Genomic DNA, 16,695 nt, shown 5'->3' with positions numbered 1-16,695 from the left:
CATAGCAGCGGCAAAGTGCTTTAGTTTGGCAATATCAATGCCAACGTAAATCATAGAACCACGTCCTTTATAATAATTGACAACTGTTTTGATCCACCTAGTCTTATTCTCATAGCCTTGCGGGAGATAAAAGTTTAAAACTTATCCAACTATAAATGATTTAAATAAGACAGTGGCAATACACTCCATCTAATAGTCAAGCTATAGGTAATTATAAAAAGTCCACAGTGTCTAATTTGATTATAGCGGATAATTAAAATAAATAAGGAAGGAGAGTATGATTTTAGTCCTTGACTATATCATACAAGGTAATTATGTTAAACATTATAGTAAATGGATGTCATGGAAAGATGGGGCAGGTGTTAGTAAAGCAGATTGAACATGATGATGAGCTTAATATAGTCGCTGGTATAGATACAGAGCCTGAAAAAATAAAAATGTCTTTTCCTGTGTATAAGAATATTTTTGATCTTAAGGAAAAGGCACATATAGTAATAGATTTTTCTAGCCCTAAGGCTATAAACGATTTGTTAGATTATGGAATAAAAACTAATACTCCTTTAGTTATTGCAACAACAGGCATGTCGCCAGAGGATATGGAAAATATAAAAAATGCTTCCCGTAGTATACCAATATTTTATTCTTCAAACATGTCTGTAGGAATAAATATAATACTAGCCCTTGTTCAAATGGCAGCAAAAACAATAGGAGATTTAGCTGACATTGAAATAATAGAAAAGCATCATAATTTAAAGGTAGATGCTCCTAGTGGAACTGCTTATTCTATTGCAGATAAAATAAATGAAGCTCTAAACCATTCAAAAGAGTATGTTTTCGGTAGGCACTCATATACGGAGAAACGAAAGGAAAATGAAATAGGTATCCACGCTATACGAGGTGGTACCATAGTAGGTGAGCATTCAGTAATATTTGCAAGTGAAGATGAAACCATTGAAATATCCCATAGTGCATCCTCAAAAAATATATTTGCCTTGGGTGCTATAAGGGCTGCTAAATTTTTAATAGGAAAAGCTCCTGGCTTTTATAGCATGAGGGATTTAATGGATAATTAAAAGAGCTGAAAATAATCAGCTCTTTTGTTTCTTTTATTCATCAAATGTAAATATATAAGGGATATTTCTATAATAGTCTCCATAATTTAATCCATAGCCTACAATAAACACATCAGGTATAGTGAAGCCTACATAATCTGGCGTTATATGTGTTTTTCTTCTTTCTGGCTTGTCTAGCATAACACAGGATTTTATGGAATTTGGATTTTTTTGTTTTAAATGCTCTAGTATCTTTTCCATAGTTAAGCCTGTATCCATAATATCATCCACTACTAAAACATCTTTCCCTGTAATATCATCTTTTATATCAGTAACTATATTTACTTGACCTGATGTTTCTTCGCCGTGTCCATAGCTGGCAGTAGTCATAAATTCAATTTGAGTAAGTACATTAATTTCTCTTACTAAATCAGAAGCAAAAATAAAGCTTCCTCTTAAAAGAGATACAACTACAAGCTCTTTACCTTCATAGTCAGCACTTATTATCTGACCTAGTTCTTTGACCTTTTTGCTAATATCATCAGCAGAAAATAAAACCCTTTGCTTTTTATTCATTTCCATATAAGATCAACTCCTTTAGAAGTAATTTACAAATTTATTATGATTGCAAACCTGCATATTTTAAACTCATTCTAATCTAAAGAATTTACTTTGTCAATGTTTTAGCTAATACATATTTTAAAAATAATTAATAAATTTGTTTAATTTATATAATAGTTTATAGGAGGATTTTTAAAAAATCTATTGAATATAATTTAATGGGCATGATATCATCACTATTTTTATAAATTTAATTTAAATTTAATGGGAATATTTTATTTTCTTTTGACTATAATATACAAATATACAAAAACACTATATACTGGAGTTGATAAAATGAATGATATGGACAATGTAGAAAAGCTACTATGTGAACTTTCTATATCTTTTATTACATTATTTGATATGCTCAAGAAAAAAGGAATCATAAGTCAAAAGGAATATATTTCTCATACAAGTTTTAAAAAAGAATTTCTTCAAAATACACGCTATAATAATAATTAGTTTTGTTCATTATTAATAATTTCAATTTCTTCTTTGGTTAAACAAAATATTTTAAAAATCATATCATCTAATAAAAGACTTAATGAGTCTTTTGTTTTTTTCTTATGTTCTTTATCTACGGTCTTTTGATTCTTTAATTCTTCATTTAGTGAAATTATTTTGTTTACAATATTTATTATTTCCTCTTGTATAGATTTGGATGGGATATTTACTGGACTGTTTTGAATATGGAATATTTTAAGCTGTGGAAATAGTTTACCTTGTTCTCTAATTAAGGAACTATATAAAAAGTTATAAAGTTTAGAATTTAATAGTGCTAATAAGTATTTTAACTCTAATTTCTCCTTGTTTTTCAATGTTAGAGAATAAAGTGTATTTAGAATATAATATCCTTCATTATCATAGGAACATATAAACCTATCTGCTGTCTGTCTTATGATAATTTTTTCTTTATTAATCATATCAGGCCTCATAAAGGTAGCATATTCGCCAGCCTTCCTGTCTATTAAGCTTTTATCATCAATAAAATATAATCCTGACCATTGATGATAATATCTCAACACATCCTTTCCTCGCAATATTTTTTTTGCATTTACTCTGCTATTATCCTTTGTTAATAGCTTTTCTCTAATATTACCTGTAGCTATTCCCGCAACCACTTCGGAAACATCTTCTATTTTTAAAGGATTACTTTTATATATTTTTTCTCTAAGCTTAAATACAGCATATGAGGAATCAATATCAAAAACATTTAGTAATGTACTATAGTAAAATTCCTGAGGTATCAGTTTAAAATCTTTAGTCCTAATATCTCTTTTTTTGTTTTCACTATGTGATATGTTTTTACACACAATCCTATTATGCTTAGAAAATTTTCCTTTATTAAGAGTCAAAATAATCATGTTCATGCTACACTTTGAAATATGTCTTCTCCTAGATTGATAATATTTGAAATGTTAGAATTGTCCAGTATATACTTTCTAGTTCCGGAAAAGTTGTTGTTTGAAAGCAAGTTACCTGGAACGACAAAAGAAAGGATTCCTTTTTCTTGTAAAAGGAGTATTGACTTCTCTATAAAAAGACTATAAATATCAAATCTTCCAACTGCAGTAGTATAATTTATCTTCAAAAAATTTTTATCATAATATTTATTTATATTCCTGTTCTCAAAATAGGGTGGATTGCCTATTATTAAGTTAAAGGAATAATCATCAACGAGAGATTGTTTTAAAAAATCCCTTATAAATAAATTGTATTTAAAACTAAAGAGTCTGCCAGTTTTTTTAAACATCTTAATAGTTAATAAATATTTGCACATTTGGATAGATTCTGAGTCTATATCAATACCATATAGATTATCTTCAATTATATACTTGCAAATACTCTCTGGAGTATATTTGCCCGTTTTAGAATATAGCTCAAATAACACATCAAATATATATAATAAAAAGGCCCCACAGCCACAAGCAGGCTCTATGTTCTTACCGTCTTTGATACAATTTTATAATGGAGAATTTATATGTTGGTAGGTTTTATTTAGCAGGAAAGCCCTTATATCAAGGGCTTTATGAGGTTTAATTCTATTTTAAAAAGTATATTTGTTTAGGTAATCTATGGAGAGTAGATCCATCTCTACTAAGTTTATTCTATTATAATTATTATTGCACACACCAGCAGTGCTAATTATGTCAATAATTAAAAAATATAGATATAATTAAAAGGTTCTAATATTAAAAAGCAGATAAGATAAAACCCACTTAACTAGGCTCTTTATTTTCTATTTCTTTTAGAGTTGTTCCATCTTCTGTTTTCCATTCTACAAGCCCATTTGCATGGCCACCAATAACAAAAGCTGCAGCATATGAAGGGCTATTAACTAAAACATTTTCTTGCAAAATACCATGCTCATCTATTTTTGCTTTTAACCTTCGTTCCTTTATTCCTGGTGGGATACTTTCAGAGTCAATGGTTTCAATAAGACTTCCCTTCAATATAACAAAACCTTCTCTTGTCTGCTTGCAACTTGCCTCAATTAACTTCCCACTTTTACGGCTATTCCTCTTCATAAAAAGTGTTAATTCATCATCATCAATTATTTCTTTTACTTTTGGTGTGCTGGACTTTTCAGCTAAAGCCTCAAATAATTTATGCCCCAAAGTCCCCATTACAATCTTGGCATAATCTATAAATTCTTCTAGTTCACTTTCTTTTTCTTCTGTTATATTCCCCATGGTAGGATCATTGCTGTTTTTAACTAAATAACGACCTGCTTCTGTTGCCATTCCAACAAAGCGATTTTCAAGGTAGCTTATTTCTGTCGGTCCAAAAGAGTTGTTAGAAGTTGTAAAAACGATAGCTTCCGTCCAATAATCTTTGTCAGGATTTCGCTTATGTTCTATTAATCTATATAAAATACCTTCTCCATTTTTACGAATTCCTGCCTGTCCTATATAAACAACATTTTCTCCTGTCTGGTCAGAAGTTCCAAAAAGAAAATAAACTCCACTTTGCTTAAGATCATCCCGTTCTTTACATTTATCTAGTTCTGTTCTAGGTATTTTATATGCAACGCCTGTCCAATTAGCGAGAGTGCATTTTATCCTCCCAACAGCTGTCCCATCCATCAGAAATAAGTTTATGCTTTTCCCTCGTACCGCCACAACAAAACCTCCTTTCTACTTTACTAAAACCAAAATTTAAATTGTATCTATCCATGCAGATACTTTTTCTAAAAAATCATCTCTTCGGTATTGATCATTATAAAAAGGTAACCCCATTATTTTATACTCATTTCCAGATATTAAAGTTTTAGGAATATAATGCTTTTCCCCTATTTTATTTAAAAATTCCTCTTTCCATCTATCTTCCTTAAGCAAATGATTCCCTTTAGGTTCAATGTAGGTTTGATAGTTAGATATATTATCACTGTTCTTTTTTGCCACAAAAAGCAGATAATCAGGCTCAAATCGTTCACCATGTTCAAAGCTATAAATAGCGAGTTCGGGTATTCTTTCATTTCTAACTACATAATACTCTAATCCCTTAGCCTTTAATTTTGGTTCAATATCAGTTTTGAAAAATTTAATAAATAATTTTTCTTCACTAGTCCCATAATTATCGTTGAAAACATACCAACTCTCTTTTGATAAATCAATCTGATATTCTGGATTGGGACAATTCACTTGTGACACACCTTTCCCACCATTTTCATCAAGCCTAGATAGATAAATACTCTTATCCTTAATAACAGATTTAATTGCTTTTGGCTCAAATTCAGTCGTTCCAATATATTCTGGTTTCAAGGAAATTATATAGCTTGATACTTTCTCAAATGCTCCTATACAAGCCTTAAATAAATCCCTACCAGTGATATTTTCAGTAAAATATTTAATCTCAATCGTAGAGTTCCCCAGGTATTCTTCTGAGGTTAAAAATTCTTTCAACGTTTTTACATGCGGGAACTTGCTTTGTATCACACTAAATCTAAGTTCATTAAACTTTTCACTTGCACCAAGCAATACATTATAATCTATATCTTTAAATTTTATAGTTTTTATTTCTGAAGCAGTTGTTGATGTTTTATTATCTCCAATTAAATTTACTACTGCACCTCGTGTTGTTTTTTGTGTATATCTATATACCTTATTTCTAATTCTTTCTTCTAATGATTTTACTTCATCTCTTCCTTTTGGAATACGCTTATTTGAGAATACTAATCCTTTTTTATAAAGCTCAGTATCTTTAAATTCCTTTTTTAGTTTATATTCTAATTTAATAGGATTTTCATCCTGAAGCCCTGTTGCAATTAAAGCCTGTCTTAATTCAGCTATATAACGTGAATCATTTCTGCTATGAAAAAACATAGTTTCTAATATACGATACTCATTGTTAAGATCATTGTCATATTTTCTTTTAAATCGATCTTGTTCCTCTGAAACTTTAAATGGACAATATCTCGCACCACGACCAATTAACTGAGCCTCTTTTATAGTGTATGCACCGATTTTACCAGCTTTTCCACTTGCTTGTCTCGTATCATAAAGCCTTACTATATCGAATAGATTAAGCACATCCCAACCTTCATTTAACATATCTACAGCAAAAATAAGACGAATTGGATTGTCTTCGTCCTCTAGGGAGTTAACAAGCAATTGATTTTCTCTGCTATTATCTGCAGCTCCATTAATAATAATTGAGTTATCCTTAGTAAAACTACTTTTTAAACTATGTTCTAACAGTTGAAAGCTTGAGTCTTTAGTTTTAAAGTAATCTAATGCTTGTGTAAGTATATCTATCTTTGCGGAATAAAGTTCTTGTATTTCTGAGCCTGTTAAAGAATCTATTTTAGAGAAGAACTCCTCGTAAAAGTCCTCCGATTCTTTAATTTTTTGGGATTTAAGCATAATAACGGGTTTAATATTTAGCTTACAGTCTGCAAAAAGATACTTACGATATTCACTCATTATAAGAGCTATCAAAGTTCTCTCCCATGGTTCACTGTCTGTTCCAAAATTTTGAAAATCCTTAGTGTATCCACTAGACCTAAAGTTAATGAGTGGATAGTTGTAGATTATTTTATCAATATAACTCACAATAGTTTTATAATTTTCTATTACGCCATTACTAGTCTATAAAAAGTCTAAATACATCAGGCATATATTTTTCTACCACACAAAGATCAGCAGCATACTTTTCTTTCCTACTGATAAAAGAACTTTGGTATACTTGATGTTTTCTATCCTAAAAACCTATCAACATAAATATGTGCTTTATTATCTACATCTATAATCATAATTGTTCATTTATCATATTTATGTACTTGATTTTATCTTTAAAAACTAATTTATAATATATTATTTGAATAATCAAAATCATCTAATTTTATATTATGCATTATGGATAACTGGGAGCATATTTAGCCCCCAGTCAGACCTCCTTAGATACTAAATCTAATATTTCTTTAAGGGACATTACTTCATCATTTCTTTCAAATACACGATTGCCCCCTAATCGACACCCCGATAATATTAAAAATGCTCTGTTTCCTTCTGGATCCTTGTCATTCAGCCAAGTAACCATATTACTAGTGGTTACCTTTATATCAAAGTTCATGTTTTTATCATCCAAAACATTATCATCATGATAGCATTCACATACTAAGGCTGAAAAACCTATTTCTTGCCCATTTTCCTCTTCTTGTATATAATATTCTGATAAATACCACTCAGGAGGTAAATCGCCAAACACAGAAGCAGGATATTTGTCGTCAAAATATATACATATTTGAGTCCCTGGACCTTGTTCATTAAGATTATTATGGTATCCCAGATATGACCAAGATACTTTGAAACCTAAATCAATTAATTTTATAACAACTTCTGCAATTCTATAATCTGCTTCTATTAGTTTGCCACCACAATGGGAACAGGTAAAAATTAATGCTTTATAATATACTCTTCCACATTCTTGACAAAGTTCCAACATCTTAAGGTTGGTTTTTTCAACCTCAATTTCATCATTTAACATAAACTATCTCCTCACTTTCAAGAATATATAGAAATAACAATCAAGCCCCTTTTATATCTATAAAAAACCTATATTACATATCTATTATAAGACCATCGTTAAAAATAAACTTACCATTCCCATGGCGCATAGAATTTTTAAAATAACCTATATATATATCCCCCTTAAGAATTACCTCTGTGTCTGGTGGTTCCACAAGAATATAGTCCATGCCTTTGCCATTTTTTAAGGAATTTTTATAGTCTCCAAAGAATACATTACCATCTTGTAGATTAACACTACTTTTTACATCATTCCCTTTCCAATCTCCATAACTTATTGTGTCATCAAATACCTTTATACCTAAGCCCTTATAATTACCTCTTTTCATGGAGCCTACAAATATGTAACCCTCTCTTATTTCTATGGATTTTACAGCAGTCTTCTTATCGGTTTCCAAATAATAACGATTATTTAAATTGGTTAGCCCATAAGGCTTTTTACTGCCCAGATATGAGACCTGTCCAGAAACCATATCTATACTTAGTATTGACTCTTTTTCCTTACCCTTCTTATATCTACTAATAGCAATACTATCATAGCCAGGACTTATTTCTACTATATATCCATCCATTTCACCTTTTTTCATATCACCTATGTATAAAGTTCCAGACTGATTGATAACCCCTAAGCCATCCAGCTTATCTTTTTTATAATTTCCCATAGCGAAGTAATTTTCACCAACTATTTCTATTCCTTCGCCACTTTTTTCATTTTTCTTAAACTTTCCCAAATACAAGTTATCCTTATCGACATATTCAACCCCATATCCATTAGCCCTATTTTTAGAATCGACTTCACCTATATATGTCCCATTACTGGTGCTAATAGGAGCTACATTGATATCTTTATTAAATATACTTGATAGACCTGAGAATGGTTTTGCTATATATGAAAAGCCTGCTTTTAGAATTAAAAATAGAAAGGCCAATGCTACAATTGATATAAAGAGACTACCTATAGAGCTATCACTTCTTTTATCAACTTTGTTATAATTATATACTTGATTATAATTATTTGAATTATTGCTGATATTCCTAAATCCTTGTTGAGCATTGCTTTCCAGATAATCAGGTCTGGCTATAGTATTTTGCCTGCTAGCTTTTTTTCTATCTATATGGGCTATAAAATCATCGATTTTTTTGCTTCTGTTGCCCCCATAGTCTTGTAAAAGTTCGGCAAACTCTTCCCTGGATAGCCCTTGTAGATGTGTACGATAATAGGCTGCCTGGAAGCCTTTAGCTCCTGTTCCAAAACCATTTTCAATAACACACTCGCTAATTTTCTGTTGGGTCTTAAATCTTGGGTCACATCCATATTTTATGGCCAATTTTTCCTGAGACACCCTCAGACATAGATTTTCATAGAGAATTTTAAATGTTGTTGGATCCATTGTATCACTCCTACCTGTAAAAAATGCACCTTGATGGTGTTACGCCCTTATAATTTCTTCCCTCTATACATAGTAGCCACCAACCAGTGCCATCAGCGTAACCTGTGATTGGAAATCCACTTCCATCCTTTCTTTTAACTTGATTACCCTTACTTGAGTTTTGATTACCAGGCGAAGTACAATAGCAAAGATCTGCTACTCCATATAATAATGGTTTACCCACTTTTGCATATTTACATTGTTTTCCCATATCATATACTCCTTTTAAGTTTTACCCTTATACTTTTTTAAATTGGTATAAATACTCCCTTTTCCAACTTACACTCAGCATTATTAAAAAAATGTTGACATCTAATATTCCCATTAGGTAAAAATTCAAGCTCTGGCCTTCCTCCGTAATACAATGTTACATCCGCTTGTTCATTTGGTAAATAATGTGCATCTCTTCTATCAGCAGCAGACCAAGCTAATCTTCCCTCGTAAATAGACATAAATATGTAGGAATCCCATACAAAAAAGGCATCTATATTATGAAAAAAATAACAGCATTCTTGAGCATAAGATGATTTTTCCCATACCTGATCAACTTCTTTAGGGACTGTATATCGACGAAACAGAACATGAGCATTATTATAAGAGTAGCCCTCTATATAAGAAGAGTCTTTTCTTCTTATATAGACCAGCTTTTCATCCTTGTTGTATAAAAACAATCCCCTATTCCATCTACCACCTGAATGTTCCTGAACTTCTTTCTTCAAAGCTCTTACGGCTTTCTTTTCATCTTCCCCGGTTCCTTTTGAAAACCTAAGTGTTCCACTGGCAGTGACTAAAGAACCCGCTTTCAAATGCTTTTCTTTTTCACTAGCACTGGATGGAGTAACTTCAATATTATCAGTCTCTGTGTATTTGCTACCACACATTGAGCAAAAGTTTTCTCCATCTTCCAACAACTCATTGCATTGATTACAGCGACGTTCCTTTATTATTACCGCTGTACCACAAAATCCGCAAAATCTTTTTCCAGGCTTAATTTCTTTTTTACAATTTGAACATAACTTCACCATAATTAGCTCCTCCTTATTTAATGTGTTGTATCTTAATCAGAAAGATATTCTTATCACCTATCCTTCTGTATGATATACATCAGTATCAGCAACCTTTTCATGCCCTATATTTTTCCATATTTCTTTTGCAACTTTATTATACTTGATATCTTCAATTTTAAAATTACTACACATCTTCTCTGCCTGTCTCATTACTATTTTCAGGGCTTTCTTTGCCTGTTCTGGTGGATAATCATATTTCTTAAGAAGTCTTTTGATGATGCGTCTCATACCTGCTTGTGCACTTTTTCTTACGCTCCAGTCAATGGTAATATTGCTTTTAATAGCAATTGTCAGCTCCTGTGCTATCTTTTTTAAGGTTTCATCTTCCATGAATTCTTTTACAATATCATCGGCTGTTAAAGCATAATAGAAAGCAATCTCCTCTTCATTTAATCCTAAATCCTTCTCCTCTTCTGTAGCCTTCTTCATTTCATGGGCCATTCTAATCAATTCTTCTATTACCTCTGCGTTGGTAATGGCTTGGTTTCTATACTTATTCAAGGATTTTTTTAGCTTCTCTGAAAACCTCTCAGCTTTTACCAGATTTTTTACCTCCATTGTTTTAATTTCGCCCTCTAATAACTTTCTAAGCATTTCTACAGCTAAATTTTTATATTTTATCTCTCTTACTTCGTTTAAAAATTCTTCTGATAATATGGAGATATCAGGCCTTTTCAGTCCCATAACATCAAAGACATCAATGACTTCCTCTGAAATAATTGACCGCTCTAACATCTGATTAACTCTTGCTTCTATCTCTTTCTTTGATTTTTTATCTACATCTTTTTCTTTGAGCTTTGTTAAACTGGCCTTTACAGCCTTAAAATAACTTACTTCCAGAGCATTGGCTTTTCCTTCATCAGTAGCTGCGCATAAAGAATGAGCCTTGGCTAATTCTACTGCTGTTTTTTTAAACTCCTTCTGCTCTTTCTCGGACTTTCTTATAATAAAGTCCATACCTTCTGTTATAGCCCTTATTCTTTCCTTTTGCGAACTTCCCATATATGAGGAATAATCATAACCATGCATCATAGCTTTCAGTACTTCTAACTTCTCTAGCATTAAAGATACAGCCACAGAGGTGTCAATTGCTGTATTTTGTCTGTCTACTTCTGTATACTCCTTCAGTGCTCTTTTTAGGCTTTCTAAGATACCGATATAATCAACTACAACTCCGCCAGATTTATCTTTGAACACCCTATTTACTCTGGCAATTGCCTGCATAAGATTATGTCCCTTCATAGGCTTATCAATATACATTGTGTGCATGGAAGGTACGTTAAAGCCGGTAAGCCACATATCACGGACAATAACAATCTTCAGTTCATCAGCATTATTTTTAATCCTTTTTGCTAATGTGTCTCTTCTTTGCTTGCCACCTATGTGTTTTTGCAGTCTTTCATTATCAGCTGCACTTCCAGTCATAACTACCTTGATTTTCCCCTTATTTACATCATCATCATGCCAGTCAGGTCTTAATTTAACAATCTCATCATAGAGGTCTACGCAAATCCTTCTACTCATGCAAACAATCATAGCTTTGCCATCTATAGCCTTTGCTTTCTCTTCGAAGTGATTAACAATATCCTCGGCCAGCTTCTTCACCCTATTGGGAGAGCCAACAACTGCCTCTAATCTTGACCATTTGGACTTATATTTCTCTTTTTCAAACTCTTCTTGCCCCTCTGTGACTTCTTCAAATTCGTCATCAATTTTAAGTAGTTCCTCTTCATCTGTCTCTAGCTTTATAATTCTATTTTCATAATAGATCTTTACAGTAGCTTCATCTTCTACTGCCCGTGTCATATCATAGATATCAATACAATGGCCGAAGACAGCAGTAGTGGAGCGGTCCTCCAGATCTATGGGGGTACCTGTAAAACCGATAAAGGAGGCATTGGGAAGGGCATCCCTTATATATTTAGCATAGCCATATTTTAACTCTCCCGTTTCTAAATCTGTTTTTGCTTCTAAACCATATTGACTTCTATGGGCTTCATCAGCAATAATAATTACATTCTTACGTTCTGTTAGAACAGGCATTTCCCCTGCTTCTGGTTTGAATTTCTGAATAGTGGTAAAGATAATGCCACCAGATTCCCGCTCATTTAAAAGGTCAAATAATCCATTGATTTCCTTGGAGTTTTCCTTAACCTGCTGCTTCTTTTGCTCTTCCGATAGCTTTCTTACATCAGCCTGCTTAGGAGTCTGCCTTAATATATCCTGGGATTTAGAAAAGGTATTGTATAATTGGTCATCTAGATCGTTTCTATCTGTAATTACTACAATGGTAGGATTATTTAACTCCCTTACCAGGCCAGCTGTATAGAAAACCATGGAAAAACTTTTACCTGAACCTTGGGTATGCCAGACAACTCCAATCTTTCTATCTCCATTATCACTGGTGGCTTCCTTGGTCTTTTCTAAGGCTTTTTTTACCGCAAAATACTGATGATAGGCTGCAAGAATTTTAATAAGCTTTTTCTTAACTCCTATTTTATTACCTTCAGCATCTCTTTCTTCATCTTGTGATTCCTGAAATAGTATAAAATTCTTTATAATATCTAGTAGTCGCTCTTTGGAAAGCATGCCATAAAAGAGAGCCTCATATTGTGGCTTGGATAAGGGTTCAATAGTCTCACCATCAATACTTCTCCAATTCATATAACGTTCTTCATTAGATGTAATTGTTCCTGCTTTGGCATTAATCCCGTCAGTTAAGATGCAGAAGGCATTGTAGTAAAATAAAGATGGGATATCCCTCTTATAGGTCTGAATCTGATAATAGGCCTGTTCAATTCCTACATTTTCATCACTGGCTGACTTTAGTTCAATTACAACTAATGGAATACCATTAACAAATATAATCAGATCTGGCCTTCTCTCTTCGTTTTCTACAACTGTAAATTGGTTTACTACCAAGAATTCATTATTATTTTTTTTGCCAGCCATATCATCAAAATCAATGATATATGCCCTTTTTGTTCTAATAATATCTTTTTCTTTATAGGATACTTCAATCCCCTCTACCAATAAGCTATGAAAGTATCTGTTGTTTTCTTCAAGCTTAGGGCTATTAAAGGTAATAATCTGCCGATAGGCCTCCTCCAGCGCTTCTGCTGGTAAATCCCTATTAATTCTATATAAAGCATCCTTTACTCTCCGCTCTAAGATTACTTCTCTATAATCTCTTCTCTCTGAATATTCCCCATCACAAGAGATATCAGGCGCAAATATATGCTCATATCCTAGCTCTTGTAATATCTCTATAGCTGCCTCTTCTAAATATTCTTCTTTAAAATTCTCGAATAAACTCATATGCTTCCCCCCTTGTAAATCTGGTTTGGATGCTTCCACTCCTGCAATATTACATTTAGCACTTTATGCTTCATTTTCTTAATCAAAAGGCACTCTGATTTCACCTGACATAAGTTTTGGAACTATGACATCTCGAAGTGTTGATAGAACTTGGTTCTCTAATTCTCTAGCCTCAATATTTATAAAAATACTTTTTATAGTATTTTCAAATTTAGCTAAAATATTTTTTTCAGGAATTATAGCAGGTATTTTTTTCATTTCACTTCCTGATATTTCTTTAAATGTTGAGCCTGACGCTCTGATTTTAATATTATCCATATTCTCCTTTAACCAACAGTAAATGTATTCACTACTTAATCCTTTATACATCCGCGGAACTATTGATTTAAAACCCTGGTTTGTTGTTATTTCATTCTTTGCAATAGCCATATTATCCTATGGGAGCCCTAGAACTAAATAAAACAGTTCCCTTAGGCATTTTTTTTACACTTGTACTCTTATAAGCCTCTTCAGTTATATCTAATGCTCCCCTACTAATAAACATATTTTTATTCTCTGATAAATCTTTTGGTGTAATCCAAGGTATTCCTTTTTCTACAAAATACTTATCTATTTTCCTAGAAGGTGTTGCACCTCCAACTACATCTCCAATATCTTGTATTGTTCCAACCTCCCACCCCTTAGGTATCATGCCCAGTTCACTTTCAACCATTTCTCCACCACTGGACTTATAGGGTTCTCCCTCTTCATTGGGAAACTCAAAATCCACAAACCAATGCTTGAAGATTGCTTGTGCCATATTTTCTAGAGTTTTGTTGATTCGGTTGTTGACTTCTATTTTTTCGTCTAGGGTAGAGAGAATGTGGGCTATGGCTTTTTGTTCTTTAAGTTTTGGAATTTTTACTTTTTGCATACCTAATTCATTGAATGTAATTTGAGGAAATGTTCCTGATCTTGTCTCCGCCAAATTTTGCAATATTGATATAAATCTTTCATTTGTTACCACATAATACAAATATCTATTATCTATATTAGCATTCTTTCTTCTTAAAACCATAAGCTTTGTTGATGCCACATAATCTTTTGCATCAAAATCAACGAAAGCAAACCTTTTATTCTTAGGTCTTATTTCACTATATAAAATATCTCCTTTTATAAAACTCTTTTTAAATTGTCCTTTAAGGTTTTTATTTTTAACATATTCATGATTTAGTACTTTTCCTTCCAATACATCAGATGTATTAACTAAAATGATCTTATCTTTTTTAAATTCATGCTTTACGGATACACTCTCTACTAACTCATCCAACCTATATTCTTTCCACCCATTATAACTCATACCCTAGTCCCCCTAGTTTTTTTCTTATTTCCTCCTCTAGGCGTCTGGATTTGGCGAATAACTCACTTAGCTCACTGGTCAGCTTCTCCATCTTCTCTTCAAAAGGTATGCCATCATCTTCTACATCTTCAATCCCCACATATCTTCCAGGAGTTAATACATATTCATGCTCTCTAACTTCCTCAAGGCTTGCAGATTTACAAAAGCCCATTATATCCTCATATTTACCGTCTATATTTCTCCACTGATGATAGGTATCTGCTATCTTTTTAATATCCTCTTCCCTAAGTTCCCTATGCCTTCTGTCAATCATCTCCCCAAGGTTTCTGGCATCTATGAATAGTATCTCATGCTCTCTGCTTTTATACTTAGGATTATTCTTTTTATTTCTATTTAAAATCCATAGTGAAACAGGTATACCTGTGGAATAGAAGAGCTTATCAGGCAGGGCTACAATAGCATCTACTATATCATCTTCTAACATACTTTTCCTAATTTCCCCTTCATTAGATGTGTTAGAGCTTAAGGCACCATTAGCCAAAACTACGCCTGCAACGCCATTAGGAGCCAGATGATGAATCATATGTTGAAGCCAGGCATAGTTGGCATTGCTTACTGGTGGGATTCCATATTCCCATCTTATATCCTCTCTTAACCTATCTCCTCCCCAGTCACTAATATTAAAAGGTGGATTAGCTAAGATGTAGTCTGCTTTTAAATTTTTATGCAGGTCGTTGTGGAAGGTATCATCATGATGCTCTCCTAGATTACCTTCTAAGCCTCTTATAGCTAGATTCATCTTGCATAATTTCCATGTAGTTGCATTTAGTTCTTGACCATATATGGATAAGTTCCCTATTTTTCCTTGGTGTTCTTCAACAAACTTTTGGCTCTGAACAAACATTCCACCGGAACCACAACAGGGGTCAAGTATTTTTATGTCATTTAGTCTATGATAATTCAAGGTTGCTTTTTTAATAGAACTATCCACCATATATTTAACTATCCAATAAGGTGTATAGTAAATGCTATATTTTTCTTTGTCCTTACCTCTTTTGCTAACAGCATACTCATAGATTTTCAGTAATATCTTTTCGTCCTTCCAGCAAATATTAATTATAGCTTTTTTAAAATAATCATAAGCCTTTGTTTCACCAGCCTTTAATAGGCTATCTATATTGACTTTTCTCATGTATTCATCTCTTATCCCATTGCTTTCCATAGAGAGTAATACTGCAGACAAGAGTATTTCCTCCTCTACATTCACATAAGGTTCTTTTGAATACAAATTATATATATTGTCTATAGCTTCTACAAAAGACTCCATTTTTTCACCTACTAATTTCTTATTTTATTCTGGAGCAATATTTTTTTTATTTCCCTCAATTCAATTATTATTCTATTTAAAGAATATTGTATGCTGACAAGTATTGTCAATAATATAAAAACACCTAATATCCTATAGTCCATATACAATCACCTCAATAGCATTATATCTAGCGTTTGTCATAACTTGAAACGCTTGAAATCACTGTGTTCTATACAGTGATTTTTTCTTATCACTCAAAAATATTTCTATTTTCAAAAAGGGTTTTCGCCTCTTTATGTCAAATAATATAAGTACCACCAAATATTATATTAAGGAGGCGAAGCCCTTGTTTGAACGTCAATTAATCTTTAATAACATTGATTTATTTACATCTAATAGCAAAACAAAATTTTATGAAAAAATCTTCGATATCATTGATTTGTCTAGTTTCCCAAAATATCATTCGTCTAAAGTTGGACCTACTGGTTATTGTCTTCATGCTCTTTTAAGATCCTTTATCGTTATGAAAACTGAAAAGCTAGCTAAGG

General features: G+C 32.4%; 15 protein-coding genes and 1 pseudogene. 3 read left to right on the top strand and 13 right to left on the bottom strand.

What is annotated here, in order from left to right; genetic code table 11:
• The first annotated feature begins 290 nt into the window (after positions 1–290).
• Positions 291–1,073, top strand: a complete 783-nt coding sequence (dapB, locus tag BLV37_RS14055; protein ID WP_483145415.1) for a 4-hydroxy-tetrahydrodipicolinate reductase — start codon at positions 291–293, stop codon at positions 1,071–1,073.
• Positions 1,074–1,106: 33 nt separating this feature from the next.
• On the opposite strand, the gene hpt is transcribed toward dapB, so the two are convergent.
• Positions 1,107–1,634 carry a hypoxanthine phosphoribosyltransferase gene (hpt, locus tag BLV37_RS14050; protein ID WP_091732887.1) on the bottom strand — a complete coding sequence of 176 codons (528 nt, stop codon included), beginning with the start codon at positions 1,632–1,634 and terminating at the stop codon, positions 1,107–1,109.
• 315 nt (positions 1,635–1,949) lie between these two features.
• On the opposite strand from hpt, the gene BLV37_RS15120 reads away from it, so the two are divergent.
• On the top strand, positions 1,950–2,117 hold the full coding sequence (locus BLV37_RS15120; protein WP_176967996.1) for a hypothetical protein: 168 nt from the start codon (positions 1,950–1,952) through the stop codon (positions 2,115–2,117).
• Here the strand turns inward: BLV37_RS15120 and BLV37_RS14045 are convergent.
• The 12 genes from BLV37_RS14045 to BLV37_RS13990 all read right to left on the bottom strand — a co-directional run bounded on the left by BLV37_RS14045 (position 2,114) and on the right by BLV37_RS13990 (position 16,165).
• Positions 2,114–3,025, bottom strand: a complete 912-nt coding sequence (locus BLV37_RS14045) for a TaqI-like C-terminal specificity domain-containing protein (RefSeq protein ID WP_091732884.1) — start codon at positions 3,023–3,025, stop codon at positions 2,114–2,116. The genes BLV37_RS15120 and BLV37_RS14045 overlap by 4 nt on opposite strands.
• Entirely contained in the window at positions 3,022–3,594 is a 573-nt protein-coding gene (locus tag BLV37_RS14040; protein WP_280140155.1) for an Eco57I restriction-modification methylase domain-containing protein, read from the bottom strand. Before BLV37_RS14040 ends, BLV37_RS14045 begins: the two co-directional genes overlap by 4 nt.
• A gap of 280 nt (positions 3,595–3,874) precedes the next feature.
• Complete coding sequence (locus BLV37_RS14035; RefSeq protein WP_091732863.1) at positions 3,875–4,777, bottom strand: GIY-YIG nuclease family protein; 903 nt, start codon at positions 4,775–4,777, stop codon at positions 3,875–3,877.
• Between the two features lie 36 nt (positions 4,778–4,813).
• Positions 4,814–6,709, bottom strand: a complete 1,896-nt coding sequence (locus BLV37_RS14030; protein ID WP_176967995.1) for a DEAD/DEAH box helicase family protein — start codon at positions 6,707–6,709, stop codon at positions 4,814–4,816.
• 334 nt (positions 6,710–7,043) lie between these two features.
• Positions 7,044–7,643, bottom strand: coding sequence for a hypothetical protein (locus BLV37_RS14025; protein WP_091732858.1), 600 nt, complete (start codon positions 7,641–7,643; stop codon positions 7,044–7,046).
• Between the two features lie 73 nt (positions 7,644–7,716).
• Positions 7,717–9,075 (bottom strand): MORN repeat-containing protein, encoded by a 1,359-nt coding sequence (locus BLV37_RS14020; protein ID WP_091732855.1) that lies wholly within the window; start codon positions 9,073–9,075, stop codon positions 7,717–7,719.
• 10 nt (positions 9,076–9,085) lie between these two features.
• The gene (locus tag BLV37_RS14015; RefSeq protein WP_091732853.1) at positions 9,086–9,325 is read right to left on the bottom strand and encodes a hypothetical protein; all 240 of its coding nucleotides are present in this window, start codon (positions 9,323–9,325) and stop codon (positions 9,086–9,088) included.
• Positions 9,326–9,362: 37 nt separating this feature from the next.
• Positions 9,363–10,139 (bottom strand): zinc ribbon domain-containing protein, encoded by a 777-nt coding sequence (locus tag BLV37_RS14010; protein WP_091732850.1) that lies wholly within the window; start codon positions 10,137–10,139, stop codon positions 9,363–9,365.
• A gap of 57 nt (positions 10,140–10,196) precedes the next feature.
• The gene (locus BLV37_RS14005) at positions 10,197–13,499 is read right to left on the bottom strand and encodes a type I restriction endonuclease subunit R (RefSeq protein ID WP_091732848.1); all 3,303 of its coding nucleotides are present in this window, start codon (positions 13,497–13,499) and stop codon (positions 10,197–10,199) included.
• A gap of 78 nt (positions 13,500–13,577) precedes the next feature.
• Positions 13,578–13,868 carry a restriction endonuclease subunit S domain-containing protein gene (locus BLV37_RS15480; RefSeq protein ID WP_280140154.1) on the bottom strand — a complete coding sequence of 97 codons (291 nt, stop codon included), beginning with the start codon at positions 13,866–13,868 and terminating at the stop codon, positions 13,578–13,580.
• 61 nt (positions 13,869–13,929) lie between these two features.
• Positions 13,930–14,838, bottom strand: a complete 909-nt coding sequence (locus BLV37_RS13995) for a restriction endonuclease subunit S (RefSeq protein WP_091732843.1) — start codon at positions 14,836–14,838, stop codon at positions 13,930–13,932.
• Complete coding sequence (locus tag BLV37_RS13990) at positions 14,828–16,165, bottom strand: N-6 DNA methylase (RefSeq protein WP_091732841.1); 1,338 nt, start codon at positions 16,163–16,165, stop codon at positions 14,828–14,830. The genes BLV37_RS13995 and BLV37_RS13990 overlap by 11 nt, the downstream gene beginning before the upstream one ends.
• Positions 16,166–16,493: 328 nt before the next feature.
• On the opposite strand from BLV37_RS13990, the pseudogene BLV37_RS13985 reads away from it, so the two are divergent.
• Positions 16,494–16,695: pseudogene (locus BLV37_RS13985) on the top strand (transposase); the annotation flags it as partial.

It is taken from the genome of Proteiniborus ethanoligenes (genome assembly GCF_900107485.1).
Classification (GTDB): domain Bacteria; phylum Bacillota; class Clostridia; order Tissierellales; family Proteiniboraceae; genus Proteiniborus; species Proteiniborus ethanoligenes.
This window is presented reverse-complemented; position numbering and strand designations above follow the sequence as displayed.

Excerpts from the sequence above, each read along its gene's own strand:
- hpt (WP_091732887.1), bottom strand. The coding sequence starts at position 1,634 with ATGGAAATGAATAAAAAGCAAAGGGTTTTATTTTCTGCTGATGATATT.
- BLV37_RS15120 (WP_176967996.1), top strand. The coding sequence starts at position 1,950 with ATGAATGATATGGACAATGTAGAAAAGCTACTATGTGAACTTTCTATA.
- BLV37_RS14045 (WP_091732884.1), bottom strand. The coding sequence starts at position 3,025 with ATGAACATGATTATTTTGACTCTTAATAAAGGAAAATTTTCTAAGCAT.
- BLV37_RS14025 (WP_091732858.1), bottom strand. The coding sequence starts at position 7,643 with ATGTTAAATGATGAAATTGAGGTTGAAAAAACCAACCTTAAGATGTTG.
- BLV37_RS14020 (WP_091732855.1), bottom strand. The coding sequence starts at position 9,075 with ATGGATCCAACAACATTTAAAATTCTCTATGAAAATCTATGTCTGAGG.
- BLV37_RS14015 (WP_091732853.1), bottom strand. The coding sequence starts at position 9,325 with ATGGGAAAACAATGTAAATATGCAAAAGTGGGTAAACCATTATTATAT.
- BLV37_RS14010 (WP_091732850.1), bottom strand. The coding sequence starts at position 10,139 with ATGGTGAAGTTATGTTCAAATTGTAAAAAAGAAATTAAGCCTGGAAAA.
- BLV37_RS14005 (WP_091732848.1), bottom strand. The coding sequence starts at position 13,499 with ATGAGTTTATTCGAGAATTTTAAAGAAGAATATTTAGAAGAGGCAGCT.
- BLV37_RS15480 (WP_280140154.1), bottom strand. The coding sequence starts at position 13,868 with ATGTATAAAGGATTAAGTAGTGAATACATTTACTGTTGGTTAAAGGAG.
- BLV37_RS13995 (WP_091732843.1), bottom strand. The coding sequence starts at position 14,838 with ATGAGTTATAATGGGTGGAAAGAATATAGGTTGGATGAGTTAGTAGAG.
- BLV37_RS13990 (WP_091732841.1), bottom strand. The coding sequence starts at position 16,165 with ATGGAGTCTTTTGTAGAAGCTATAGACAATATATATAATTTGTATTCA.